This is a genomic window from Qipengyuania xiamenensis (genome assembly GCF_019711495.1).
GTDB classification, from domain to species: Bacteria; Pseudomonadota; Alphaproteobacteria; order Sphingomonadales; family Sphingomonadaceae; genus Qipengyuania; species Qipengyuania xiamenensis.
This window is the reverse complement of record NZ_JAIGNM010000001.1, coordinates 1,450,143-1,471,418: the sequence shown is the minus strand read 5'-3', so window position 1 is coordinate 1,471,418 and position 21,276 is coordinate 1,450,143. Positions and strand designations below refer to the sequence as shown.

Here is a 21,276-nt window from a genome sequence, read left to right as displayed (position 1 = left end):
CTTTTTCATGACCGGATCGGATCCGGCAAATTCGGTTTAGGCGTCTTCCATGACTGCCTTGGTTCCGAGACCTTCGGGAATGCGTGCGCCTTCCTTCAGGTAAATGCGGTTGTCGTCGATCTTCTCGACGTCATCCAGCGAAAGGAAGTGGTGCATGTCGTCCGAGCTGTCCGACTTGGTCAGCTTGATGGCGTCGTCCTTCACTTCGTCGACGGTCCCGACGTGGAGACCTTCACAGTTGGCGACTTCCATATGTTCCTTGATGCGTAGCTTCTCAAACATGTAAAACCCTTTTGTTTTGCGTTGCTTATACCCTATCAACGGGCGGCATCGGTTATCGGTCCACGCTTCGTCGAGGCTGATGCACGGGTCGGAGTTCCCAGCCGGAAAGGCGAAAATGAGAGGGGTCGGATAGACGAACTGCCATGGGGGAATTTCTCGCACTGTTCGAGGAAATCAGCGTCTGGAGCTGGGGCTGGCTGCTCGCCGCATTCCTGTTCGCGCTGACTCTCGAGAGCTGGCCGCACCTCAAATATTCCTACTGGCAGTGGCGCATCGATCGGCTGCTTCGCCGCGAGGAAGGTGCCCACCCCGACGAACTTCGCGAGCTGCAGTGGCACCAGAACGAAGAGCCCGAGCCTTTCGACATCCTGCGGGTCCTCTCTGCGTCCTTCCAGATGGCGCTCCAGCTCGCGCTACCCGTTGTGCTGGTCGATGTCGTGAGCGCCGACGATCTCGCGCTGGTCCCGGCGGCAGTCGCTGCGGCGGCCTTCTTCGCGCCGAACAGGGGTCGCATCGGGGAGGAGGAGCAGGAGGGCGAAGCGCCCGGCCCGACCATCTATCCGCGCGAGGCGAAGATCGGGCTCGCATTTGCCCTCGTGGTGTCGATCTGCCTCGTCCTCTACATCACACAGGTGATGCAGCCCGGATAGCGGCTGCACGTCCGGCTATCGGCGACTATCAACCGAAGGACATGGCGCCAAACGTATGACGCCCCGCCTTTTGAGGGGCGGGGCGCCGGGGTTGCGAGACTTGCCCGCAAAAGGGGAAAACCGGACAAATCCGCTTAGCCCCGTACTGTGAAACTCGTGTCAGCTTTCGCCGAGCGGCCTGTCGGCATCGGCTGCGGCGCGCGTATCGGGCCGCTGCGAAATCTCGCCCGGCTGCATATCGCCGTCGAAATCATCGCCCTGGTGCAGCTGCTGGTTGCCGAGATCGCCGGTTGCGACATCCTGCTCCATCTGGCCGCTGTTGTTGCGCGCATTGCCATAGCCCTGCTGCGCGTCGGCCTGCTTGTTGATGCTGCCGGCCTGATTGACCTCGTACTGGTCGTATTCGGGACGCGGTCCGCCCGTCTGTGCGTGAAGCGCCTGCTGCTGGTCGCCGGGTCGGGCGCCCTGCGACTGGTCCTGCTGCTTGGCGTCGGGTGCGTGATCGGACATTGATAACTCCTTTGCACAACCAACGGCTTGGGAGCCTTTCCCGTTCCGCGACTCGTCGCAAATTCAGCGCGGCTTCGAGGTTTCCCGGTAAGCCCGTCGCGGAGCTAGGGGGCGGAAAAGCGCAGACTCTTGCGGGCAAGCGCCGAGGCAGGCGGGCCCCGAAAAAGTTACCCAGTTCTTATCCCCACCGAATCATATCTGCTTGCCTTCGAATCCGGCGTATGATTCCCTATATGAGTCGTTCACTCGGATGCCGGAGACCACAAGATGTCGTTGCTCGAAGCCAGAAAGACCTACAAGCCCTTCGAATACCCGTGGGCCTACGAATTCTGGAAACGCCAGCAGCAGATCCACTGGATGCCGGAAGAAGTTCCGCTGGGAGAAGACTGCCGCGACTGGGCGCAGAAGCTGACCGAGCATGAGCGTAACCTGCTTACGCAGATCTTCCGCTTCTTCACCCAGGCCGACGTCGAGGTGCAGGATTGCTACCACGACAAATATGGCCGCGTGTTCAAGCCGACCGAAGTGAAGATGATGCTCACCGCCTTCTCCAACATGGAGACGGTGCACATCGCGGCATACAGCCACCTGCTCGACACGATCGGCATGCCGGAAAGCGAATACAGCGCCTTCCTCGATTACGAGGAAATGGCCGACAAGCACAATTACATGCAGCAGTTCGGCGTCGACAACGATGAAGACATCGCCCGTACGCTCGCCATGTTCGGCGCCTTCACCGAAGGCATGCAGCTGTTCGCCAGCTTCGCCATGCTGATGAACTTCCCGCGCTTCAACAAGATGAAGGGCATGGGGCAGATCGTCAGCTGGTCGGTGCGCGATGAAAGCCTCCACTGCGAAGGCATCATCCGCATGTTCCACGAGTTCGTGCGCGAGCGGGACTGCCTGACCAAGGCGGTCAAGGAAGACATCATCGACATCTGCCAGAAGACGGTGCGGCTGGAAGACAACTTCATCGACCTCGCCTTCGAAATGGGCCCCGTGTCCGGCATGACGGCGAAGGATATCAAGAAGTACATCCGCTACATCGCCGACTGGCGCCTCGGCCAGCTCAACCTCGACCCGATCTACATGGTCGACGATCACCCGCTACCCTGGCTCGCCCCGCTGCTCAACGGCGTGGAGCACGCCAACTTCTTCGAAACCCGCGCGACCGAATATTCGAAGGGTGCGACCAAGGGCAACTGGAACGACGTGTGGTCGAGCTTCGACAAGCGCCAGAGCGCCAAGGCCGCGAACGAGGAAGAGGCTGCAGACGAAGGCCCGGGCCTGTTCGAAGACGGCGAAGGGGCTGTCGCGGCGGAGTAATGCCTTAAAGATTTGACTTTATTTTCAAATCTCTCTTTTTGTCATGGCTCCAGAGGGGGCATATGACGAAAGAGTTGAGGGCCAATCGAGTGATATTCCCGATTAAGATACCGCTGCCCAGTTTGGTGACTCTTTTGGATCGTTAAGCGCCTTTATGGCATCTCTCGCAGCTGCTGGTGCCTGGATTGCGGTCGGGCAGACAAGGGAGCAATCATTTGAGGCAACCTTTTATAATCTCCTAGACCAACTAACTCAGATAGTTGCAGGTACGGATATCCAAGGTAAAAAGAGCGTCGTTGGCTTGGATGGGAAGAAGACCAAGAAGAATACTGACAAATTCGAGGGTAAGGACGCTTTCAGTAGGATGTTACGAAATCTCCGACTGTCCGTCGCTGGATCGAAAGGCGCCTCGCAAGAGGATCGAGTAATTAAGGGCTTTAGAAGTTTTCATGACAAATATCAAAACGACTTGGCTCATTACTTTAGAACCGTTTATCACATAGTCCGATATGTTCACTATTCGAACAGTTCTAACAAGCAACTTTTTATGAATATATTGCGCGCTCAAATGAGTGATGCCGAGCAGACACTTCTAATGTACAACTGTTCAGTCGGAAAAGGGCGCGAGAAATTTAAAAATCTGGTTGAAGAGTACAGCCTTCTTCATAATTGCTCACGAAATAAAGACTCAAAGCACTGGGAGAATACCGTGCTGCGCCCTGCCTTTAAGTCCACCGCCTTTCGAGACGACAAGATTGAAGTGTGGCCGAGTGCGTCTGACCTCCAGTCGGATATAGAAAAATCGCAAGCCGCAAATATCACAGACTGAGGGACCCCTTGGGCACTGCAAACCTAACTCCCTGCGATCCGACTTTTCGCGCCCTTGCATAATCATCTCCTGCGTGGCCGGGAAGAAGTGGGGTGAGCGGTAGTCGAGGTTTTCGTCGATCCAACGGACTGGGATTTGTCAGAGGTCTTTTTCCTCGCACGCGCGGCGGGAGACGGCTCTAGCTTCCCAACCCCGCCCAATCGTGGCATCCCTCCAACTCTCGGGTCGCCTGAACCGAGGAGGGGCAGCCGATGGCTATTGGAGTGGGGCGGCGCGCGCGCAGTATTGAGGAATTCGGGGCGAATATGGGGGCGCTGGCGGGGCTGACGCAGCCGCAGCCGCGTCATGCGATCACTCCCCGGCCCACCGATGTCTACATCACAAGCTGGGCGAAGAGCGGCACCACGCTCACCCAGCAGATGTTCCACCAGCTACGCATGGCCCATGCCACCGGCGCTGTGGACATGGACTTTACCGACATCAGCGGAGTGGTACCGTGGGAAGACACGGCCACGATGCTCGATTTCGATATGGAGGCTCCGCAAAAGGCCGAGCCGCGCGGGTTCAAGTCGCACCGCGAATACGAACGGCTTCCGGCAGGCTCGCGCTATGTCGTCACCCTGCGCGATCCGCACGAGACCTATGTCTCTATGTACCGCTTCTTCGACGGCTGGCATGTCGAGAAGGGCGCGCTGTCGCTCGAGGAGTTCATGCCGCTCTGGCTTGGCGGAGGGCCGGGTGGCTGCGACTATGCCACCCACCTCCTGAGCTGGTACGCACGGCGCGGCGAAGCCGACACGCTACTGACGACCTACAAATGGGCGGTCGCGAACAAGCGCCGGATGATTCGCGAAATGGCGGACCTCATCGGTATAGATCCCGGCGATGACGTGGTCGAAATGGTGATCGCGGCGACCGAGCGCGAGTTCATGCACGCCCACAAGGACAAGTTCGACGATGCCCTCGTCTGTGCGGTGATGGAAGAGCACCTCGACATTCCCGCCGACAGCGATTCCACCAAGGTCCAGGCCAGAGGGAGCGATGCCAAGGTGCTGCCCGAAAGCGTCATCGCCGCGATCGACGCCATGTGGGCCGAACGGGTTGCTCCCGTGACCGACCATGAGGACTTCGCATCGCTCAAATCGGAGATCGATGCGCGCTTCGATTGAGCGTCTCTAGCGCGCCAGCCCTCGCGCCGCGCCCGCCAGCAACTGCCGCGCATAGAAGCGGTGGGCGCCCTGCAGGCGGCTCATGATCGGCCCGCCGACATCGCGCACGCCGGTGCCGAACCAGATGAAGGTCCGGCCCATCTCCGGCACCGGGAGCGGGCCGTCCAGCGCACCGTCCGGCCCGCGTGTGGACACGGCCAGCCAGCAGCAGGTCTGGTCGAGGAAATCGTGCATCAGCAACTCGTTCTCCTCGCGCGCTTCCATTTCCCATGCGGCGAAGTGTTCGGTTTCTCCCGCGGCGAGCGCTGCGATCTCCGCATGCCCCGCGCCGCGCCCGATGAGGTGCAGCGCAATGCGCTCGGTCAGGAAGACGCGGCTGGAGAAGAAGGCCGTGACGAGCTCGCCCAGCGAAACGTCGCCCGGCACGCTGGCCCTGAAGGCGTCGCGATAACATTCCGGCCCGCGCAGCCTCGCAAGCAGGCTTTCGGGCGGTAATTCGGGTGCTGTGACCTGTGTCATGCGGAGATCCATATCACATTGCGCGAAGGCTCAGGCATCTTCCCCGCTGCACCAGTCCACCGCCGATGCGCCCCAGCCGCTGCCCGCGGCAAGGCCTGCCTCGATCATGTGATCGGCCAGCATATCATCGCCCCGCCGCGCTTCGCGAAGTTCGCGGCCATAACGGTCGTAAGGTGGCTCGGTCCCGCCCGTCCATTCGAAACGGCCCCGCGCGAGCCACCGGTGAAGTTCCAGCTTCGCCTGATTGGCTTTCGCAACCTCCAGCTTGCACGCGCCATCCATCTCCGGCGCGTCAAACCCGGTGAGGCGAACACGGCGATTGCCGATGGCCAGAGTGTCCCCATCGATCACGCAGGGGCCCGGTCCGGGCGTCCCGCAGAGGCGGAAGGTCGAGCCCACCGTGGTCACCGGCTCGGGCGGGTTCAGCCGGTCGCGGAGAAGGAGCCAGCCGGCAATGAGGGCGATCAGCAGCAGCCAAACCCGCGCGCTCCTCCAAGAGAGGCGCCGCTTGCGGTTACGGGATCGTTTCCGGGCGAAGCGGGGCGTGTGTCGCATAGTGGCACGGTAGCGCGGACGGGTGACATCTCAAGCACTTGCATCGCCCAATCTCGCACGTAAACTGCGCAGCCGATGGGGCACAAACCGCGCAAGATATCTGAAACGATCTATACCGAGAGCGGCCTTCGACTTCCCTTGGTCGAACGTCTGAAGCAGGAACGCTGGCCGTGGATCGTACTGATTCTGTCGCCCTTCATCGGGGTTGGCGTGGCTGCCCTCTGGCATCTGGCAGTCCGCTGAGATGACGGCAGCCGACCAACTTCCACAAATAGAGCCGCTCTATGTTGCCTATTACCTGATCGCAGTGAATCTTTGGACCTTTCTGCTGTTCGGATGGGACAAGATCCGTGCAGAAAACGGCGGTTGGCGCGTTTCGGAAGGCAAGCTTCTCTTCTGGTCGTTCGCCGGAGGTACCCCCGCTGCCTACGCGGGACGCGCGGCCTTTCGCCACAAGACTCGCAAGCAGCCGTTCACGGGTTCACTCCATACGATCGCATCGATGCAGATGATGGGAGTGGCTTTGGTGGTGACCTTCCTGATCGTTGGCATGCCGAACGTCGGACCCTGAGGCTGCTTTCCCGCAAGGCTGCGCAGCAAAGCCTCTTTCGCCAATTTGATCTGGCGCAAGGAGTGGCGGTACACTCCGCGCTATTGAGGGCTGCAACACACACCGAAAGGATGCACTTCATGTCGCAGCACACGCCCAATGAACTCACCACGATTTTCAAGCGCGACCGCGATCTGATAACGCGGCTCAAGCGGGACGATGCGCATTATTCGCGGCTTGCGGACGAGTATCACGAGGTGAACCGCCAGGTGCACCGGATCGAGGCGGAGACCGAGGCGGCCAGCGACGAGCGGGTCGAAGCGCTCAAGAAGCAGCGCCTCTCGCTGCTCGACGAGATCACCGCGATCGTGTCGAAAGCGCGCGCAGCCTGACAGTTCGGAAGAGGAGAAAACGAGCCATGACGAAACACGCATATCTCGCCCTGCCGCTTGGCGCGGCGCTGGCGCTGGCCGCATGTGGCCAGGAGCAGGAAACCACCTATGAGGCGGACGCCACCGACCTTGGCGGCGGCGAACTGATCGTGACCGAGGAGGACCCGGATGCGGTCCCCGTCGATACGCCCGACACGCCGATGACCAATGCGCCTGAAGAAACCTCAGCGGAAACAGCGGAATAGTATTTGACCTCTCCCGTTGGTGTATTATCTAGGCGATACACCAACGGGAGAGAACCATGTCCGCCATCGTCGCCTTCCTGCTCGCGCAGGCCGCACCTGCTGCTGCAGAACCGCCCGCAATGCCTGCGCTCGAAGAGGCGACGACGCGGATAGAGGCCAGTGACGCGCAGCTCTTCTGGGGCTTTTTCGAAGGCTGCGATCCCGACGCCGTCGCGGAACTGCTCCATCCCGATTACCGCATGCTGCACGATCTCGTCGGCATGCCGCACGACAGTGCCGAAGACATTGTCGAAAACTCGCGAAAGCAATGCGCGCGGCGTGCGCCCGGCGGCGATGCGGAAGGCTACAAGAACCGACGCCTGCTTGTGCCGGGAAGCCGCACCATCAGCCGGCTGGGTGACTGGGGCATGCTGGAAGAGGCGCACCACACCTTCCACGAATGGCGCGGCGAGGAGATCGGCTGGGTGCAGACCGGCGGCGGCCGCTACCTCCACATCTGGCAATGGATGCCGGAAGAAGAACGCTTTCGTCTGCTCGAAAGCCTGAGCCTCGATCACGGTCCCGCGCCGCAATACCCTCCCGTCCTCGACTAGGCCCGCCCTGCAACTTCCCGAGAATATGCTGGTCTCGCCTCTGGCAGGTCGAGCCCTGTGGCGCTAAACCTTTGGCAACAGGAGGGGTCACGTGAAACTACGACTTGCCATCCTTGCGCCGATTGCCGCGCTCGCGCTGTCGGGCTGCGTCACCACCGTCGCACCGTCGACGCAGGCAAATACCGACGCCTATCTCTCGCGCATGCTTGCCGGGGAATCGGCGATGCAGGGCTCCAAGCTCGACAAGGCGCTTGCCGAAGCTTCGCAATATCCGCTCGGTTCGCTTGAGAATCCGGTGCGTGCGTCGATGCCGCAGGGCCAGCGCGCCTATCTCTCGCGCCTGCGCTGCGAAGACCTGTCGCGTCCCGAATTCACCCGCGCGGGTAATGTCGGCCTGGGTCCGTTCGGAAACATCGTCGACGCCTATATCGTCACCTGCAACGGTAGCGAGCCTGCCGAGCGTACGATCCACATGGACATGTACCATTCCGGCTATGTCGAGAGCGAGGCGGTCGACGGCTACGGCATCACCGGCGGAAAGCCCGAATGATCCGCGCAGCCAGCCTCGCCGCCGCCCTGCTGCTCGCGCCCGTTTCACTCTCGGCACAGGACGCCGAGGGCGATCCGATCATGGAGTTCGAGAGCGTCGACGAGCAGATGAATGCCGCGATCGCCGAAGCGCAGGCGAGCGCGCCGCGATTCCTTGCCCTGCTCGACAACCCGCCCGCAGGCGCAAGCAACTTCGTCTTCAAGTTCCCGCTCGAAGGCTATGAGCACATCTGGGTAGGCTCGGTCGAACGCGATGGCGACTACCTGACCGGACGCCTCAAGAACAATCCGCATGCGGAAGGGTGGAAGCTGGGCGATGTCGTCCGCGTTCCGGTCACTGCCATCAGCGACTGGGGCTATGTCGACCGGACCGGCGTCGCGCAGGGATATTACACCGTGCGCGTCATGATCGATCACATGGAACCCGCGATGGCTGCGGAAGTCCGCCGCCAGTACGGCTGGGCCGACTAGGGCTTACCAGCCCCAGGCTGCGGGCGGCGGGGCGATCGGCTCGTCCGCGTCGAATTCCACGCGGAACAGGCGGGTCGGGTCGTTGCGCCGCGTCAGCTGGTAGGCGAAGCGGGCATTGCCGCTGCCTGCAGGATCGAGCTCTATGCGCCAGACATTGGTGAGCGAGGCATCCAGCCCCTCGCGCTCGAACATGGCGATCGAATAGGCATCGACCGGGAAGTCCTGCACCCGCGCCGTGCCTGCCGACAGCGTGTCGCCGCCATACTGGGTGACCGCGTCCTCCTCGCCATCTTCGTGGCGGTGATCGTGTTTCAGGCGAAGACCTTCCGACGTCCGGGTCACCAGCCAGGTACGCGAGCGGTCCCAGCCGCTGCCGTCGGCCTCCTCGACATGAAACGCAATGGCGGTGCGCGTCTCGCTGCACTCGGCCCAATGCGCAATCATCGCGCGGCCCTGCCAGTCCTTGTCGCGCTCGTCGCTGCTGGCGAGCTCGCCGCGATAGGCATTGCCGCAGTGGCTCTGCAAAGCGTCCCAGAAGGCTTGCTGCGTTTGCGGCAAGGCAGGCAGGTCGGGCGTCGAGGCGCAGGCTGCCAGCGGCAGGGCGGCGAGCAGGGGAAGGAGCTTTCTCATGCCATAGGCCTAGCGCAGCTGTTGGCCCGCGAACAGATGTTACTCTTTCCCCCTCGTCGCAGGCCAGCTAGTGCACCGGACAAGCGCAACAGGGACCGAGTACCGCAGCATGGATTTGAGCGACGCCAGCACCAAGGCACAGACGCTGATCGAGGCGCTACCCTATTTCCAGCGTTATGCGGGCAAGAGCTTCGTGGTGAAATACGGCGGCAACGCCATGGGCGACGATGAAGCTGCGCGCGAATTTGCCGAGGATGTCGTGCTGCTGAAGGCGGTCGGCATCAATCCGGTGGTGGTGCATGGCGGCGGCCCGCAGATCGGCGCGATGCTGGAAAAGCTCGGCGTGGAAACGCAGTTCATCGACGGGCTGCGCGTGACCGACAAGGCCACTGCGGAAGTCGCTGAAATGGTCCTGTCGGGCGCGATCAACAAGTCGATCGTCGGCTCGATCGCGCGTGCAGGCGGCAAGGCGGTAGGCCTGTCGGGCAAGGACGGCGGGCTGGTGACTGCGCGCAAGGTCGAGCGCACGACCAAGGACCCTGAAAGCAATATCGAGAAGGCGCTGGACCTCGGCTTCGTCGGCGAGCCCAGCGCGGTCGACACGACGATCATCGAGAAAGTCACGGCCTCCGGCATGATCCCGGTCATCGCGCCCATCGGCAGCGGCGAGGACGGGCACACCTACAATATCAATGCCGACACCATGGCGGGCGCACTTGCGGCGGCGCTGGGTGCGGCGCGCCTGCTGCTGCTGACCGATGTCGATGGCGTGCTGGACAAGCAGGGCAGGCTGCTGACCGACCTGACGCCGGAAGACATCGGCAAGCTGCGCGAGGATGGCACGATCAGCGGGGGCATGATTCCCAAGCTCGAAACCTGCGTCAGCGCGGTCGAGGCAGGCTGCGAGGCTGCCGTAGTGCTCGACGGACGCGTGCCGCATGCCATGCTGCTCGAATTCTTCACCGCGCGCGGTGCAGGGACCTTGATAAGCGCCCGATAGGGCTGGCGAAGGCCGGACGGCTCTAGTAGAGCCTCGTCAAACGGGACTGCCAGGCTCAAGCAAACGGGGTTAGACCTAAGTGCTGATTACCCTCTATCAAATCATCGAAATGATCACGTCCATCTTCGTGATGCTGATCATCATCCAGTTCATCATCGGGCTGCTGTTCGCCTTCAACGTGGTCGGCCGCAACGAATTCCTGATGAGCGTCTATGACGCCATCAATCGCTTGCTCGACCCGGTGCTCGGGCCGATCCGCAGGCTGATGCCGAATACCGGGGCGATCGACTTTTCGCCGCTGGTCCTGATCATCATCTTGCAGATCATCCTGATCGTTCTGCGCAACATCATCCTCGCCGTATGACCGCGGAACGGATCGACGGAAAAGCCTTCGCCGCACGCCTGCGTGAGCGGGTGGGCGAAATGGCCGGTCAGTTCGAGCAGTGGTCCGGCCGCAAGGCTGGTCTCGCCGTCGTATTGGTCGGTGAGGACCCGGCCAGCCAGGTTTACGTGCGCAGCAAGCACAAGGCGACCGTGGCTGCCGGCATGGAAAGCTTCGAGCACCGGCTGCCTGCCGATACCTCGGAGGCCGACCTTATGGCGCTGGTCGACCAGCTCAACCGCGACGAGGCGGTGGACGGGATCCTCGTCCAGCTTCCGCTGCCCGACCATCTCGACGAGAAGGCGGTCATCGCCGCGATCAGCCCGAACAAGGACGTCGACGGCTTTCACGTGACCAATGCCGGGCGGCTTGCCGTCGGGCAGAGCGGTTTCGTGCCCTGCACGCCGCTTGGCTGCATGATGCTGCTGACGGACCGGCTGGGCGATCTGTCCGGTCTCGAAGCGGTAGTGATCGGGCGCTCCAACATCGTCGGCAAGCCGATGGCGCAGCTCCTGCTCGACGCCAATGCCACGGTCACCATCGCGCATAGCCGCACGAAGGACCTGCCTGTCGTCGTCAAGCGCGCGGACATCGTCGTTGCCGCCGTGGGCCGTGCCGAAATGGTAAAGGCCGAATGGCTCAAGGGCGGTGCGACCGTGATCGACGTCGGCATCAACCGCTTGCCTCCCGCCGAGGGCGAGGAGAAGGGGCGTCTGGTCGGCGATGTCGACTATGCCGGTGCCGAAGGCGTTGCCGGTGCGATTACTCCGGTGCCCGGCGGGGTCGGCCCGATGACCATCGCGGTGCTGCTGCGCAACACGCTGGTCGCCGCCTATCGGAACGCGGGCCTCGACGTTCCGGAAAGCCTGTGATCGCGCGCAGCGTAGTTCTCGCCCTGTCGGCACTGACCCTTGCAGCTTGCAATGCAGGGCCGAGCCCGCGTGACCGCTACGGGCGGTTCCTCCAGCCGGTCGCCCAGCCGAGCAAGGTGGTGGCGACCGAACTCGCCTTTGCCCGCGCGGCGCAGGAAGACGGGCAATGGACTGCCTTCCTCGACTATGCGGCGGACGGCGCACTGATCTTCGGCCGCAATGGCGCGATCGAGGCCAAGCCATGGCTCAAGACGCTCGAAGATCCTGCCCAAGCCGTGTCATGGCAGCCGCACCGGCTCTGGTCGAGCTGCGACGGATCGCTTGCCGTGACCCAAGGCGCATTCGAAGATCCCGAAGGGCAGGTCGGCACGTTCAACACCGTCTGGCAGCGTCAGCGCGATGGTGATTACAAATACGTCTTCGACTTCGGCTTTCCGCAGGACGTCAAACCCGAGGCGCCCGAACTGATCCAGACCGCCGTGGCGGCTTGCGAGAAGACCGTCGATGTCGGTGAACCCGACTCGGCAATTCCGCTGAAGCTCTCGCGTGACGGCTCGCTCGCATGGGGCTTCCAGCTGGTGGGCGAAGGCGAACGCCACTACGTCGTCTGGCTTGCGACCGAGGCCGGTTGGGAACAGGTCGTGAGCATCGCCCAGCCCGCAGGAGCCGCCGAATGACCCAGCTATTCCTGTCCGCCTTCATCACGCTTTTCGTCGTTATCGACCCGCCGGGCTGCGCACCGATCTATGCCGGCCTGACCAAAGGGGCGACCGGCGCGCAGCGGCGCAACATGGCGATCCGTGCGGCAATGATCGCAGGCGTCATCCTCCTGATCTTCGCGCTGTTCGGCGAACAATTGCTTGGCGCGCTGCACATCGAGCTCGACAGCTTCCGTATCGCAGGCGGATTGATGCTGTTCTGGATTGCCTTCGAAATGGTGTTCGAGAAGCGCACCCAACGGCGCGAGGAGCGAGCGGAGAAAGTCGCTTCGACGCCCGAGGTGGAAGACGTCTCGATCTTCCCCATGGCCATCCCCATGCTGGCTGGCCCCGGTGCGATCGCCGCGATCATGCTGCTGATGAACGAGGCGGACGGGATCGAGCAGAACCTCGTCGTGCTCGGCGCGCTGGCGGCGGTCCTTATCATCACGATGCTGGCGCTGATGGCAGCAGGGCCGATCATGCGCCTCTTCGGCGACAAGGTCGAAGCCGCGATCACCCGCGTCCTCGGTGTGCTGCTGGCGGCGCTCGCCGCCCAGTATGTGATCGACGGGCTGCGTGGCAGTTTCGGGATCTGATCCTACTGCAGGGTGACGATCTCGTCGCCGTCGTCGCGCAGGGCGAAGAACTGCATCAGCTGGATCATAAGCTCGCAGCGTTCCGATAGGGTCGCTGCCTCGAGCAGCGCCTGTTTTGCGGCGCTGTCGAAGGGGGCGATCTGGGCGACCCCGTTGATCAGCGTTTCATCGTCAAGCCGCTCGACCGAATCCCAGTCGACCGAATAGCCCTGCATCGCCGCAAAGCGCTTGGCCTCGAATTCGAACCCGGCACGTTCCACGCTGGCGAGGACTTCGCCTTCCGGCTCCTCGATCAGTTCGGCCTCGACCTGGCGGAAGGCAGTGGTGACATCGAGCTCGCGCAGGACACGGAAGCGCGCCTCGCCTTCGAGAACGATATTGTAGCGCCCGTCTTCCAGCGCTTCGACATCGCCGATGCGGCCGATGCAGCCGATCTCGTAGAGCGGCGCGCCTTCCGAACTGCGCTGCGGCTGGATCATGCCGATCAGCCTGTCCTTGGCCAGCGCGCTGCCGACGAGCTCGCGATAGCGCGGCTCGAAGATGTGCAACGGCAGCTGCAGTCCCGGGAACAGGATCGCGCCGGGCAGGGGGAAGATGGAGAGGCGGCGGGTCAAATCGCGTCTATCCGAACAACAGCTTCGAAAGACGGCGGCGGGTTGCCACCACCCACGGATCTTCGAGACCCACGGCGCTGAAGATGTCGAGCAGCTTGGCCTTGGCCGCGCCTTCGTTCCATTCGCGGTCCGCCTCAAACATGGCGAGCAGTTCGTCGGCAGCCGCATCGCGATCGCCGGCGGCAAAGGCCGCCTCGGCATAGGCGAGGCGCGCGTCCATGTCGGCGGGATCGGACTGCGCCTTTTCGCGCAGCGCCACCAGTTCGCCGTCGTCGACCTTGTTGCCGGCAAGCTCCAGCGCGGCCTTGGCGTTCTCGATCAGCGGATCGCTGGCAAGGGCGGGATTGGCTTCCACAGCGGCAAGCACGCCTTTTGCTTCCTCGACCTGGTCGGCCTGCGTGAGCGCGCGGATCAGGCCTGCATGCGCCGCGGCATTGTCGGGGGCCATTTCGGTGACCTGCGCAAAAACACCGGCTGCGCGCGCGGGATCGCCTTCGGTCAGCATCTGTTCGCCCATCGCGACATACTGCTCGACCTGCTGGGCCATCTGCGCTTCCGCGCCAGCGCCATCGCCGCCCTGGATCGGCAGTTGCGAAAGGATCTGGTCGAGCGTCTGCTTCATCTGCGATTCGCTGCGCGCCTGCGTCAGGTCTGCGACCGGCTGGCCCTGGAACATGGCGTAGATCGTCGGGATCGACTGGACCTGGAACTGCGAAGCGATGAACTTTTCCTGGTCGACATCGATCTTCTTGAGAACGACGCCCTTGTCGGCATACTCGGCCGCGACCTTTTCCAGCATCGGGGCGATCGCCTTGCACGGCCCGCACCAGTCGGCATAAAAATCGAGAATGACCAGCTTGGTCATCGAGGGTTCGACAACCTCAGCCTTGAATTTCTCGACTGCCTTTTGCTCGTCGATGCTCAGCCCCATGCTTGCCACGTAATTCCGCCTTTCAGTAAATATAACGTCGGGTCCCCATGTGGGTCCCGGCTCGCGAATGTGAAGGGGCGTAGGCGCTCGATTGGCGCGGGTCAAAAAAGTGCATTTTTTCGCTTGCGAGACTCATAAGCCGTTGCTAGTTGCGCGCCTCCCCACCGGGCCACGCCCGGTAGAGCGCCAGTGAGCGGGCGTAGCTCAGGGGTAGAGCACAACCTTGCCAAGGTTGGGGTCGGGCGTTCGAATCGCCTCGCCCGCTCCATTTTTCCAAGACGACGTGAATCAAACGCAGCAGGCCATCCGGTCTCGCTGCCGTTCGTCGTGCGCATATGCATTTTGTCGCGAATCCGGTTGCAGTTGGGGAATGCGACACTATTACATCGAGATATGTTGTATCAGACCGCATCGCTCCGCCGCAGCCTGGCTGCCTCGCTTTCCATCATCGCCGTGGCCACAGCCGCGCCGACCATGGCGCAGGACCAGTCTGCCGAAGAAGAACAGCAGGACAGTCCGACCGCATCCGAGACCATCGTGGTCGAGGAAACGGGCGAGGACGATTTCCATAACCGCCGCATCGACGCGGACGGCACGATCATTGTCAGCGCGGAGGGCTTGCGCGAGTTCGACCTGCTCGCAGGTGCCAGCGTGGTTTCGGGCGACGATCTCGACGAAAACATGGACGGCCAGCTCGGCGAGGTCCTCACATCCCTCCCCGGCGTGACAGCGACCGGCTTTGCCCCGGGTGCCTCCCGCCCGATCCTGCGCGGCTTTTCCGGCGAGCGCGTGAAGGTCCTCGTCGACGGGATCGGCGCGATCGACGTCTCTAACACCTCGGCCGACCATGCCGTATCGATCGATCCGCTAACCGCCGAGAGCATCGAGGTCCTGCGCGGTCCGGCAGTGCTTCTTTATGGCAGCCAGGCGATCGGCGGCGCCGTCAATGTGATCGACAAGCGCATTCCGCGCCGCATTCCGACCGAGCCGGTGCACATCGATGCGCTGGTGCGTGTCGACACGGTCGGCGACCTTCGCGAAGGCGGTGCCTCCTTCGACATTCCTGTCGGCGACGGTTTCGTATTCCATGCCGACGGATCCTATCGCACGACCGACGATATCGACGTTCCCGGCTTCGTCCTTGCCGAGGGCCTGCGCGCCGAACTGCTCGAGGAAGCGGCCGAGGAAGAGCTTGAAGGCGAGTTCGAGGAAGCCGAAGAGCTGCGCGAGGCGGCCAATGCCAGCGGCACTTTGTTCAACAGCGGCACCGAAACCTGGACCGCCAATGGCGGCCTTGCCTTCTTCCGCGGCGATTCGAACCTCGGCTTCTCGGTCGGGGTCTATGACACCTTCTACGGTGTTCCGATCCGCCCCGGTGCAGGACACCACGAGGAAGAGGGCGGCGTCGATGTCGAGGAGGAAGAAGGCCCCGAAACCGTCAGCATCGGCCTGCGCCAGTATCGCGCCGACCTGCGCGGCGATATCGCGCTGGGTGACGGTTTCTTCGACCGCCTGAAGATCCGCACCGGCTATTCGGACTACACGCATACCGAATTCGAGGGCGACGAGATCGGAACGACCTTCGACGTCCAGGGTGTCGAAGCGCGCGCGGAACTGGTCCAGGACCCCGTCGCCGACCTGCGCGGATCGATCGGCGTGCAGTATTATTTCCGGGATTTCTTCGCCGAGGGTGCAGAGGCCTATGTGGCGCCCAACCGCACCGAGCAGCTGTCCTTCTTCGCGCTGCAGGAATATGGCGATGGTCCGCTGCAGCTCGAAGGTTCGCTGCGCTATGAGACTACCGACGTCGATTCGGTCCAGCTGGGTGTTGAGCGCTCGTTCGACGGCTTCTCCGGCGCGGTCGGCCTTGCATGGCAGGCTGACGAAAGCGTCCGGCTCGGCGTGAACCTTTCGCGCGTTTCGCGCGCGCCCAGTGCTGAGGAGCTTTTCTCCGAAGGTCCGCATATCGCGACCCAACAGTTCGAGATCGGCGACGTCGACCTGTCGATGGAGCGCGCTTGGGGTGCGGAAATTTTTGCGCGCGGCATCGCCGGCGACTTCGAGTTCTCGCTCGCTGCCTATCGCAACTGGTTCGACGAATACATCTACCTCAGCGCCAATGGCGAAGAGGAAGATGAGCTTCCCGTCTTCCTCTACCTCCAGCAGGATGCGACCTATTCGGGCGTCGAGGGCGAGGTGGTCTGGAATTTCTACGAGGGCGAGAATCTCGACCTTCGCGCCGATTTCCGAGCCGAATATATCGATGCGGAGCTGGATGACGGGACCAATGTGCCGCGCATTCCGCCGCTTGGCCTCCTCGGCGCGCTCGAAGCCGATGCGGGCGATTTCAGCCTGCGCGGCGAAGTCGAATGGTTCGATGCGCAGCGCGATGTCTCACCCTTCGAGACCGAGACCGACGGTTTCACGCTCCTGAATGCGAGCGCCACCTGGCGCCCGCTCCGCGGCGATCCGGCTGTCACGGTCATCCTCAAGGCCGAAAACCTGCTCGACGAGACGGCCCGCCGTCATTCGAGTTTCACCAAGGATTTCGTCCCGCTGCCCGGCCGCAACGTCAGCCTGACAGTGCGGATGAGCATCTAGGAGCGGCCTATTCCTCGACCTCGAAGCTGAGGTGGGCGCGGTTGCGAAGCCGCTCCACCAAGGCTTCGCCGAGGAACGATCCGGGTGTACCCACGCCGCCCTCGGCATCGATTTCGAGCAGCGCCATGCCGGTTTCGCCGAGCATGCGGCTGGTCGAACCATAGCCCGGGTCGAACTTGCCCTTCACCGCGTATTTCATCGACTTTCCGTCGGGCCATTCGCCGGTGAACAGGACATCGTAGAAGCCGTTCTCGCGCTCTTCCTTTGTCGGGCCTTCACCCGGCTTGGGCGGCTTGGCGCCGAACGGGTTCTTCATCATCTCGACCATGGCGTTGGCCGCAGCCTTGCCCGCATCGCCCGGGCTTGTCAGCACCATCTCGTCATAGCGGAAGTCCTCGCCGTAAGGGTGGCCGAGGAGGAAGTTCGTGCGGTGGACGTTCTTGGTATTGATCGGGGCCATGACGAAAGGTGCTGCCCACTTGCCCAGTTCGTCTTCGTAGCGCGGCACCATGCCTGAAGGCTGGTCCGGCCCCTCGAAGCCCGGCGTGAGCGCGAAGGGATCGCGCAGCATGCCGATGATCTTGGGGTTCTTCATCGCCGCTTTCATCGTCGCGCCGAGGCTGGCGGCCGTGCCGCCCGAGAAAGTCCCTTGCATAGCGCGTACGCGGCCCTTCACTCGCGGCGCAGGCGAGCCATGCCGCGCCTTGGCTTCTTTCTGGAGCATGAGGACGCCGAGATCGAAGGGAATGGAATCGAAGCCGGACGAAAAACAGATCCGCGCGCCGCTCTTCTTCGCCGCATCGTGGTGCTGTGCGATCTTCTCCGCCATCCAGGCAGGTTCGCCGCACAGGTCGGCATAGTCGGTGCCGGTCTTCACACAGGCTTCGACCAGCGCGTCGCCATAAAGCTGGTAGGGGCCGACGGTGGTGAGGACGACCTTGGTGCGCTTGCACATGGCTTCGAGGCTGGCTGGGTCGGATGCGTCGGCCACGATCATCGGTGTGTTACTTGGTGCCCCGATCTCGTCGCGCACGGCGGTCAGCTTGTCCTCGCTGCGACCCGCCATCGCCCATTTGGGACCGTCTGCGGCACTGCCATATTCGCGCACGAAATGTTCGGCGACGAGGCGCCCGGTATAGCCGGTTGCGCCGTAGACGATGATGTCGAATTCCCTGTCAGCCATGTCTCATCTCTCCACTATGTGCGGAAAGATGTGCGCGCAGCCGCGCGAAGAGTCAAAGACGCAGGGTCAGCGCCGAACTGCGCTCAGAGCCGGGGCAGGGTAACGCCGCGCTGGCCCATGTATTTGCCCGCACGGTCGGCATAGGTGACTTCGGGCCGCTCGTTCCCTTTCAGGAAAAGGAACTGGCACGCGCCTTCATTGGCGTAGATCTTCGCGGGCAGGGGCGTGGTGTTGGAAAACTCCAGCGTCACATGGCCTTCCCAGCCCGGCTCCAAGGGCGTGACGTTCACGATGATCCCGCAACGCGCATAGGTGCTCTTGCCGAGGCAGATGACCAGCACGTCGTCGGGGATACGGAAGTACTCGACCGTGCGCGCCAGCGCGAAGGAGTTGGGCGGAATGATGCAGACATCGGTCTGCTTGTCGACGAAGCTGTTGCTGGCGAAATCCTTGGGATCGACCACCGCTGAATCGATGTTGGTGAAGATCTTGAACTCGTCCGCCACGCGCGCGTCGTAGCCGAAGCTCGACAAGCCATAGCTGATGTTGCCTTCACGGCGCTGGGCCTCGGTGAAGGGTTCGATCATGCCGCGGGTCGTTGCCGCCTCGCGGATCCATTTGTCGGAGAGAATCGCCATGGCGGAATAGATTCCGCATGGGCGGCCCATCGGCAAGCGGGAGGGGCATTTAATCCCCTCCCATCTGCGGTCACAAAGCTCAGGCGTCCGAGAAGAAGGCTTCCTCTTCTCACCGCTGCCAGTCGCGGTTGTATCTGAACTCGATCCAGCCATAGGCATTCTCGAGCACGCGCGTCTCGCGCACGCCGAAGGAATTGGACGCGCCCTTGGTAAACCGGATCGACCCGGTGGCACTCCGGATAGAGTTTCCAGTCGGGATAATAGGGCTGGCCGACGATGGCGCGAATCTCGTGCCCGCGTTCGACCAGCGCCTCTGCAAGGCCAACGGTATAGCGCCCGATGTCGATCGGCTCGGGCGCGTATTTCAATCCTATGAAGAGTATCTTGCGGCCCGCCATGATGGCGTCACGCCGCGTGCAGGCCCTTGGTCGACCTCGCCCCGCCGTCCGCTGCAACAAGGCCATCGAAGATAGCGTCGACGATGTGGGCGAGCTTTTCCTCTGTCAGCCGGTCGCCGAGCATGGCGATGCTGTAAGGCTGGAGATAGGTCGAGACGATCTGGTTGATGACCGAACGTGCGAAATCGACGTCCATGTCCTTCAGATGTCCTTCGGCCTGCGCCTCCGCGATGATTTCGCACAGGTAGTGGTCGCCAAGGTCGATATAGCTCTGCGCATATTCGAAATAGCGTTCGCCCATCTCGATGTAGAGGCGGAAGGCGGCCGGATCGTCCTGGAAATTCTGCCTCAGCAACACGAAGCGGCGGGCGAAGAATTCATACATCTTGCGCCGGGGAGGGAGGCCGCTGGCCATTACCTCGTCCATGATTCCGATATAGGGTGCGAACCATTCGGCCGTGATCGCATCGAACAGGTCGCCGTCTTCGGGAAATACCGCATCGATCCGCGAACGCGCGACCCTGAGTTCGGCCGCGAGCCGCATTCGGGTCACTTCCTCGCCAGTGCGCTCCATCAACGCCATCGCCTCGCGGGCGAAGCGGCTGCGCATCTGATCGATCTCGTCTTCGCTCACTGGCGTCTGTTCCCCTCAAGAATGGCGCCAATGTAGCCATTCACGCGGAAGGTTAAACCCCCGAGAGGCCTTGATTAGGCGCTTTTCTTGGGCGGCATGGGTATGAAGGGGGAGGTGCGCTTCTTGTACTCCTCGTAGCCGGGGCGCGTATGCTTCATGCCCTTTTCCAGTAGGGCCGCGCCCGACCACTTCACCAGCGTGAAGGTGAGGAAGAGCGGTCCGGCCACGGTCCACAGGGCGACTTCCCAGCTGACGCTGGCGACAACAAGCCAGATGCCCCACCAGGCACAGGCATCGCCGAAATAGTTCGGGTGGCGGGTGTAGCGCCACAGGCCCTTGTCCATGACTTCGCCCTTGTTCGAAGGGTCCTTCTTGAACTGCGACAGCTGCCAGTCCCCGACCCACTCGAAGAAGATGCCCGCGAGGTATAGCGCAAGACCGGCAAGCGTCAGCGCGGTCAGCTGCTGCGCGGGATCGCTTGTCAGGATGCCGACCTGCGCGGGCGAGGAAACGAGGAACAGCAGCACCGCCTGACCGAGCCAGATCTTGGTCAGTGCGGCGAAGGCGAAACGGCCTTTCTCACGGTCCTTCCTGAGCATGCGTTCGTAGCGCTTGTCTTCGCCTTCTTCGCGCCAGCGCCGCAGGAGGTAGATGCCCAGGCGAAGGCCCCATGCCGCGGTCATCGCCAGCAGCAAATGGGCGAGAACACCGCGCTCTTCCACCTGCAGCCAGCTGGCGAAAGCCATCAGCGCCATGCCCGCGCCCCAGAAGCTGTCGATGAAGGAGACGTCGCCAATCTTCACAGAGATTGCCCAAAGGGTCAGCACGACCGTCACCAGTACGGCGGCATTCACAAGCAGCATCTCAACCATCGGCGCGTTCCTCCTCGATCAGCTTGCGGGACTGCGCTTCGAGCACGTCGAAGCGATAGTAGCCAGGGAGCTTTGACTGCATGAAGCGGGCGATCTCGGCGAGCGTCTCGCCGTAGCTTTCCGTCGGCACGATGGGCGGACCGAAGCCCAGCGTCATGGTGTCGTTGTTCACATAGGCGGGCACGATCGGCACATTTGCCGCGCGCGCGATGTGGTAGAAGCCGGATTTCCAGCTGCCGTCGGTCGAACGGGTGCCTTCCGCCGCGATCACGAGCGCCAGCCGCTCACGCTTCCTGAATTCTTCTGCGACCTGGTCGACGTAATTGGCCCGCTTGGTGCGATCGACGGGGATGCCACCCATGTCGAACATGAAATTGCGCATCATGCCCTGGAAGAGCGTGTGCTTGCCCATGAAATTGGGCTGCACGCCTTCCTTGGCCGTGGCGCCGATGAAGAACACGAAATCCCAGTTCGATGTGTGCGGCGCGCCCGCGATCACGAACTTGTCGAGATCGGGCAGGCGACCGTCGAGCTTCCAGCCCTTCCAGCGATACAGCACCATGATGATGCGCCGCACGATCCGA

At 62.5% G+C, this 21,276-nt stretch carries 29 protein-coding genes and 1 tRNA gene; 18 read left to right on the top strand and 12 right to left on the bottom strand.

The features are described from left to right. Positions 1–36: 36 nt before the first annotated feature. Positions 37–282 carry a DUF2171 domain-containing protein gene (locus K3165_RS07515; protein WP_221548126.1) on the bottom strand — a complete coding sequence of 82 codons (246 nt, stop codon included), beginning with the start codon at positions 280–282 and terminating at the stop codon, positions 37–39. 143 nt (positions 283–425) lie between these two features. Here K3165_RS07515 and K3165_RS07510 point away from each other — a divergent pair, with 143 nt between their 5' ends. Beyond that, positions 426–932: a hypothetical protein gene (locus K3165_RS07510; RefSeq protein ID WP_221548125.1), complete on the top strand. Its 507-nt coding sequence runs from the start codon at positions 426–428 to the stop codon at positions 930–932. Positions 933–1,091: 159 nt separating this feature from the next. On the opposite strand, the gene K3165_RS07505 is transcribed toward K3165_RS07510, so the two are convergent. Beyond that, positions 1,092–1,442, bottom strand: a complete 351-nt coding sequence (locus K3165_RS07505; RefSeq protein WP_221548124.1) for a hypothetical protein — start codon at positions 1,440–1,442, stop codon at positions 1,092–1,094. Between the two features lie 267 nt (positions 1,443–1,709). Here K3165_RS07505 and K3165_RS07500 point away from each other — a divergent pair, with 267 nt between their 5' ends. The 3 genes from K3165_RS07500 (at position 1,710) to K3165_RS07490 (ending at position 4,766) form a co-directional block, all read left to right on the top strand. Further along, positions 1,710–2,768, top strand: coding sequence for a ribonucleotide-diphosphate reductase subunit beta (locus tag K3165_RS07500; RefSeq protein ID WP_221548123.1), 1,059 nt, complete (start codon positions 1,710–1,712; stop codon positions 2,766–2,768). Between the two features lie 154 nt (positions 2,769–2,922). Continuing rightward, complete coding sequence (locus K3165_RS07495) at positions 2,923–3,597, top strand: putative phage abortive infection protein (protein WP_221548122.1); 675 nt, start codon at positions 2,923–2,925, stop codon at positions 3,595–3,597. 251 nt (positions 3,598–3,848) lie between these two features. Further along, positions 3,849–4,766, top strand: coding sequence for a sulfotransferase domain-containing protein (locus tag K3165_RS07490; RefSeq protein WP_221548121.1), 918 nt, complete (start codon positions 3,849–3,851; stop codon positions 4,764–4,766). A 6-nt stretch (positions 4,767–4,772) separates the two neighbouring features. On the opposite strand, the gene K3165_RS07485 is transcribed toward K3165_RS07490, so the two are convergent. Then, positions 4,773–5,285 carry a hypothetical protein gene (locus K3165_RS07485; RefSeq protein ID WP_221548120.1) on the bottom strand — a complete coding sequence of 171 codons (513 nt, stop codon included), beginning with the start codon at positions 5,283–5,285 and terminating at the stop codon, positions 4,773–4,775. 30 nt (positions 5,286–5,315) lie between these two features. After that, positions 5,316–5,840, bottom strand: coding sequence for a thermonuclease family protein (locus K3165_RS07480; protein WP_221548119.1), 525 nt, complete (start codon positions 5,838–5,840; stop codon positions 5,316–5,318). A 75-nt stretch (positions 5,841–5,915) separates the two neighbouring features. Here K3165_RS07480 and K3165_RS07475 point away from each other — a divergent pair, with 75 nt between their 5' ends. From K3165_RS07475 to K3165_RS07445, 7 genes are all read left to right on the top strand, one after another. Further along, the gene (locus tag K3165_RS07475) at positions 5,916–6,083 is read left to right on the top strand and encodes a hypothetical protein (protein WP_221548118.1); all 168 of its coding nucleotides are present in this window, start codon (positions 5,916–5,918) and stop codon (positions 6,081–6,083) included. A 1-nt stretch (position 6,084) separates the two neighbouring features. After that, the gene (locus K3165_RS07470; protein ID WP_221548117.1) at positions 6,085–6,411 is read left to right on the top strand and encodes a DUF1294 domain-containing protein; all 327 of its coding nucleotides are present in this window, start codon (positions 6,085–6,087) and stop codon (positions 6,409–6,411) included. 119 nt (positions 6,412–6,530) lie between these two features. After that, positions 6,531–6,782 carry an HP1242/YdcH family protein gene (locus K3165_RS07465; protein WP_221548116.1) on the top strand — a complete coding sequence of 84 codons (252 nt, stop codon included), beginning with the start codon at positions 6,531–6,533 and terminating at the stop codon, positions 6,780–6,782. A gap of 26 nt (positions 6,783–6,808) precedes the next feature. Further along, positions 6,809–7,027: a hypothetical protein gene (locus K3165_RS07460; RefSeq protein WP_221548115.1), complete on the top strand. Its 219-nt coding sequence runs from the start codon at positions 6,809–6,811 to the stop codon at positions 7,025–7,027. Between the two features lie 56 nt (positions 7,028–7,083). After that, complete coding sequence (locus K3165_RS07455; RefSeq protein WP_221548114.1) at positions 7,084–7,620, top strand: DUF4440 domain-containing protein; 537 nt, start codon at positions 7,084–7,086, stop codon at positions 7,618–7,620. 91 nt (positions 7,621–7,711) lie between these two features. Then, positions 7,712–8,170, top strand: a complete 459-nt coding sequence (locus K3165_RS07450) for a hypothetical protein (protein WP_221548113.1) — start codon at positions 7,712–7,714, stop codon at positions 8,168–8,170. After that, positions 8,167–8,640, top strand: coding sequence for a DUF2314 domain-containing protein (locus tag K3165_RS07445; protein ID WP_221548112.1), 474 nt, complete (start codon positions 8,167–8,169; stop codon positions 8,638–8,640). The genes K3165_RS07450 and K3165_RS07445 overlap by 4 nt, the downstream gene beginning before the upstream one ends. Positions 8,641–8,643: 3 nt before the next feature. Here K3165_RS07445 and K3165_RS07440 read toward each other — a convergent pair whose 3' ends face one another. Next, positions 8,644–9,270, bottom strand: a complete 627-nt coding sequence (locus K3165_RS07440; RefSeq protein ID WP_221548111.1) for a hypothetical protein — start codon at positions 9,268–9,270, stop codon at positions 8,644–8,646. Between the two features lie 109 nt (positions 9,271–9,379). On the opposite strand from K3165_RS07440, the gene argB reads away from it, so the two are divergent. The 5 genes from argB (at position 9,380) to K3165_RS07415 (ending at position 12,821) form a co-directional block, all read left to right on the top strand. After that, positions 9,380–10,270 carry an acetylglutamate kinase gene (gene argB / locus K3165_RS07435; RefSeq protein WP_221548110.1) on the top strand — a complete coding sequence of 297 codons (891 nt, stop codon included), beginning with the start codon at positions 9,380–9,382 and terminating at the stop codon, positions 10,268–10,270. Between the two features lie 109 nt (positions 10,271–10,379). Then, a complete protein-coding gene (locus K3165_RS07430; protein ID WP_221548109.1) occupies positions 10,380–10,634 on the top strand; it encodes a YggT family protein in 255 nt (84 codons plus the stop codon). Continuing rightward, a complete protein-coding gene (gene folD, locus K3165_RS07425) occupies positions 10,631–11,524 on the top strand; it encodes a bifunctional methylenetetrahydrofolate dehydrogenase/methenyltetrahydrofolate cyclohydrolase FolD (protein WP_221548108.1) in 894 nt (297 codons plus the stop codon). Before K3165_RS07430 ends, folD begins: the two co-directional genes overlap by 4 nt. Next, positions 11,521–12,201 carry a hypothetical protein gene (locus tag K3165_RS07420; RefSeq protein WP_221548107.1) on the top strand — a complete coding sequence of 227 codons (681 nt, stop codon included), beginning with the start codon at positions 11,521–11,523 and terminating at the stop codon, positions 12,199–12,201. The genes folD and K3165_RS07420 overlap by 4 nt, the downstream gene beginning before the upstream one ends. After that, positions 12,198–12,821: a MarC family protein gene (locus K3165_RS07415; RefSeq protein ID WP_221548106.1), complete on the top strand. Its 624-nt coding sequence runs from the start codon at positions 12,198–12,200 to the stop codon at positions 12,819–12,821. The genes K3165_RS07420 and K3165_RS07415 overlap by 4 nt, the downstream gene beginning before the upstream one ends. A 2-nt stretch (positions 12,822–12,823) precedes the next feature. Here the strand turns inward: K3165_RS07415 and K3165_RS07410 are convergent, their stop codons facing one another. Then, positions 12,824–13,435: an LON peptidase substrate-binding domain-containing protein gene (locus K3165_RS07410; protein WP_221548105.1), complete on the bottom strand. Its 612-nt coding sequence runs from the start codon at positions 13,433–13,435 to the stop codon at positions 12,824–12,826. A 7-nt stretch (positions 13,436–13,442) separates the two neighbouring features. Further along, positions 13,443–14,366, bottom strand: a complete 924-nt coding sequence (locus K3165_RS07405; RefSeq protein ID WP_221548376.1) for a tetratricopeptide repeat protein — start codon at positions 14,364–14,366, stop codon at positions 13,443–13,445. 193 nt (positions 14,367–14,559) lie between these two features. Between K3165_RS07405 and K3165_RS07400 the strand changes: the two genes are divergently transcribed. Then, positions 14,560–14,634: transfer RNA gene (locus K3165_RS07400), tRNA-Gly, on the top strand. 125 nt (positions 14,635–14,759) lie between these two features. Further along, the gene (locus tag K3165_RS07395) at positions 14,760–16,967 is read left to right on the top strand and encodes a TonB-dependent receptor (protein ID WP_221548104.1); all 2,208 of its coding nucleotides are present in this window, start codon (positions 14,760–14,762) and stop codon (positions 16,965–16,967) included. A gap of 7 nt (positions 16,968–16,974) precedes the next feature. Here K3165_RS07395 and K3165_RS07390 read toward each other — a convergent pair whose 3' ends face one another. From K3165_RS07390 to K3165_RS07370, 5 genes are all read right to left on the bottom strand, one after another. Next, on the bottom strand, positions 16,975–18,150 hold the full coding sequence (locus K3165_RS07390) for a saccharopine dehydrogenase family protein (RefSeq protein ID WP_221548103.1): 1,176 nt from the start codon (positions 18,148–18,150) through the stop codon (positions 16,975–16,977). 83 nt (positions 18,151–18,233) lie between these two features. Then, positions 18,234–18,788: a dCTP deaminase gene (gene dcd / locus K3165_RS07385; RefSeq protein WP_221548102.1), complete on the bottom strand. Its 555-nt coding sequence runs from the start codon at positions 18,786–18,788 to the stop codon at positions 18,234–18,236. A 405-nt stretch (positions 18,789–19,193) separates the two neighbouring features. Further along, the gene (locus tag K3165_RS14180) at positions 19,194–19,820 is read right to left on the bottom strand and encodes a hypothetical protein (protein WP_221548101.1); all 627 of its coding nucleotides are present in this window, start codon (positions 19,818–19,820) and stop codon (positions 19,194–19,196) included. A gap of 74 nt (positions 19,821–19,894) precedes the next feature. After that, a complete protein-coding gene (locus K3165_RS07375; RefSeq protein WP_221548100.1) occupies positions 19,895–20,692 on the bottom strand; it encodes a DUF1295 domain-containing protein in 798 nt (265 codons plus the stop codon). Next, positions 20,685–21,269 carry a lysophospholipid acyltransferase family protein gene (locus K3165_RS07370; RefSeq protein WP_345720641.1) on the bottom strand — a complete coding sequence of 195 codons (585 nt, stop codon included), beginning with the start codon at positions 21,267–21,269 and terminating at the stop codon, positions 20,685–20,687. Before K3165_RS07370 ends, K3165_RS07375 begins: the two co-directional genes overlap by 8 nt. Between the last annotated feature and the right edge of the window lie 7 nt (positions 21,270–21,276).

Coding starts and splice junctions, on each gene's coding strand:
- K3165_RS07515 (WP_221548126.1), bottom strand. CDS start 282: ATGTTTGAGAAGCTACGCATCAAGGAACATATGGAAGTCGCCAACTGT.
- K3165_RS07510 (WP_221548125.1), top strand. CDS start 426: ATGGGGGAATTTCTCGCACTGTTCGAGGAAATCAGCGTCTGGAGCTGG.
- K3165_RS07505 (WP_221548124.1), bottom strand. CDS start 1,442: ATGTCCGATCACGCACCCGACGCCAAGCAGCAGGACCAGTCGCAGGGC.
- K3165_RS07500 (WP_221548123.1), top strand. CDS start 1,710: ATGTCGTTGCTCGAAGCCAGAAAGACCTACAAGCCCTTCGAATACCCG.
- K3165_RS07495 (WP_221548122.1), top strand. CDS start 2,923: ATGGCATCTCTCGCAGCTGCTGGTGCCTGGATTGCGGTCGGGCAGACA.
- K3165_RS07490 (WP_221548121.1), top strand. CDS start 3,849: ATGGCTATTGGAGTGGGGCGGCGCGCGCGCAGTATTGAGGAATTCGGG.
- K3165_RS07485 (WP_221548120.1), bottom strand. CDS start 5,285: ATGACACAGGTCACAGCACCCGAATTACCGCCCGAAAGCCTGCTTGCG.
- K3165_RS07480 (WP_221548119.1), bottom strand. CDS start 5,840: ATGCGACACACGCCCCGCTTCGCCCGGAAACGATCCCGTAACCGCAAG.
- K3165_RS07475 (WP_221548118.1), top strand. CDS start 5,916: ATGGGGCACAAACCGCGCAAGATATCTGAAACGATCTATACCGAGAGC.
- K3165_RS07470 (WP_221548117.1), top strand. CDS start 6,085: ATGACGGCAGCCGACCAACTTCCACAAATAGAGCCGCTCTATGTTGCC.
- K3165_RS07465 (WP_221548116.1), top strand. CDS start 6,531: ATGTCGCAGCACACGCCCAATGAACTCACCACGATTTTCAAGCGCGAC.
- K3165_RS07460 (WP_221548115.1), top strand. CDS start 6,809: ATGACGAAACACGCATATCTCGCCCTGCCGCTTGGCGCGGCGCTGGCG.
- K3165_RS07455 (WP_221548114.1), top strand. CDS start 7,084: ATGTCCGCCATCGTCGCCTTCCTGCTCGCGCAGGCCGCACCTGCTGCT.
- K3165_RS07445 (WP_221548112.1), top strand. CDS start 8,167: ATGATCCGCGCAGCCAGCCTCGCCGCCGCCCTGCTGCTCGCGCCCGTT.
- K3165_RS07440 (WP_221548111.1), bottom strand. CDS start 9,270: ATGAGAAAGCTCCTTCCCCTGCTCGCCGCCCTGCCGCTGGCAGCCTGC.
- argB (WP_221548110.1), top strand. CDS start 9,380: ATGGATTTGAGCGACGCCAGCACCAAGGCACAGACGCTGATCGAGGCG.
- K3165_RS07430 (WP_221548109.1), top strand. CDS start 10,380: ATGATCACGTCCATCTTCGTGATGCTGATCATCATCCAGTTCATCATC.
- folD (WP_221548108.1), top strand. CDS start 10,631: ATGACCGCGGAACGGATCGACGGAAAAGCCTTCGCCGCACGCCTGCGT.
- K3165_RS07415 (WP_221548106.1), top strand. CDS start 12,198: ATGACCCAGCTATTCCTGTCCGCCTTCATCACGCTTTTCGTCGTTATC.
- K3165_RS07405 (WP_221548376.1), bottom strand. CDS start 14,366: ATGGGGCTGAGCATCGACGAGCAAAAGGCAGTCGAGAAATTCAAGGCT.
- K3165_RS07395 (WP_221548104.1), top strand. CDS start 14,760: ATGTTGTATCAGACCGCATCGCTCCGCCGCAGCCTGGCTGCCTCGCTT.
- K3165_RS07390 (WP_221548103.1), bottom strand. CDS start 18,150: ATGGCTGACAGGGAATTCGACATCATCGTCTACGGCGCAACCGGCTAT.
- dcd (WP_221548102.1), bottom strand. CDS start 18,788: ATGGCGATTCTCTCCGACAAATGGATCCGCGAGGCGGCAACGACCCGC.
- K3165_RS07375 (WP_221548100.1), bottom strand. CDS start 20,692: ATGGTTGAGATGCTGCTTGTGAATGCCGCCGTACTGGTGACGGTCGTG.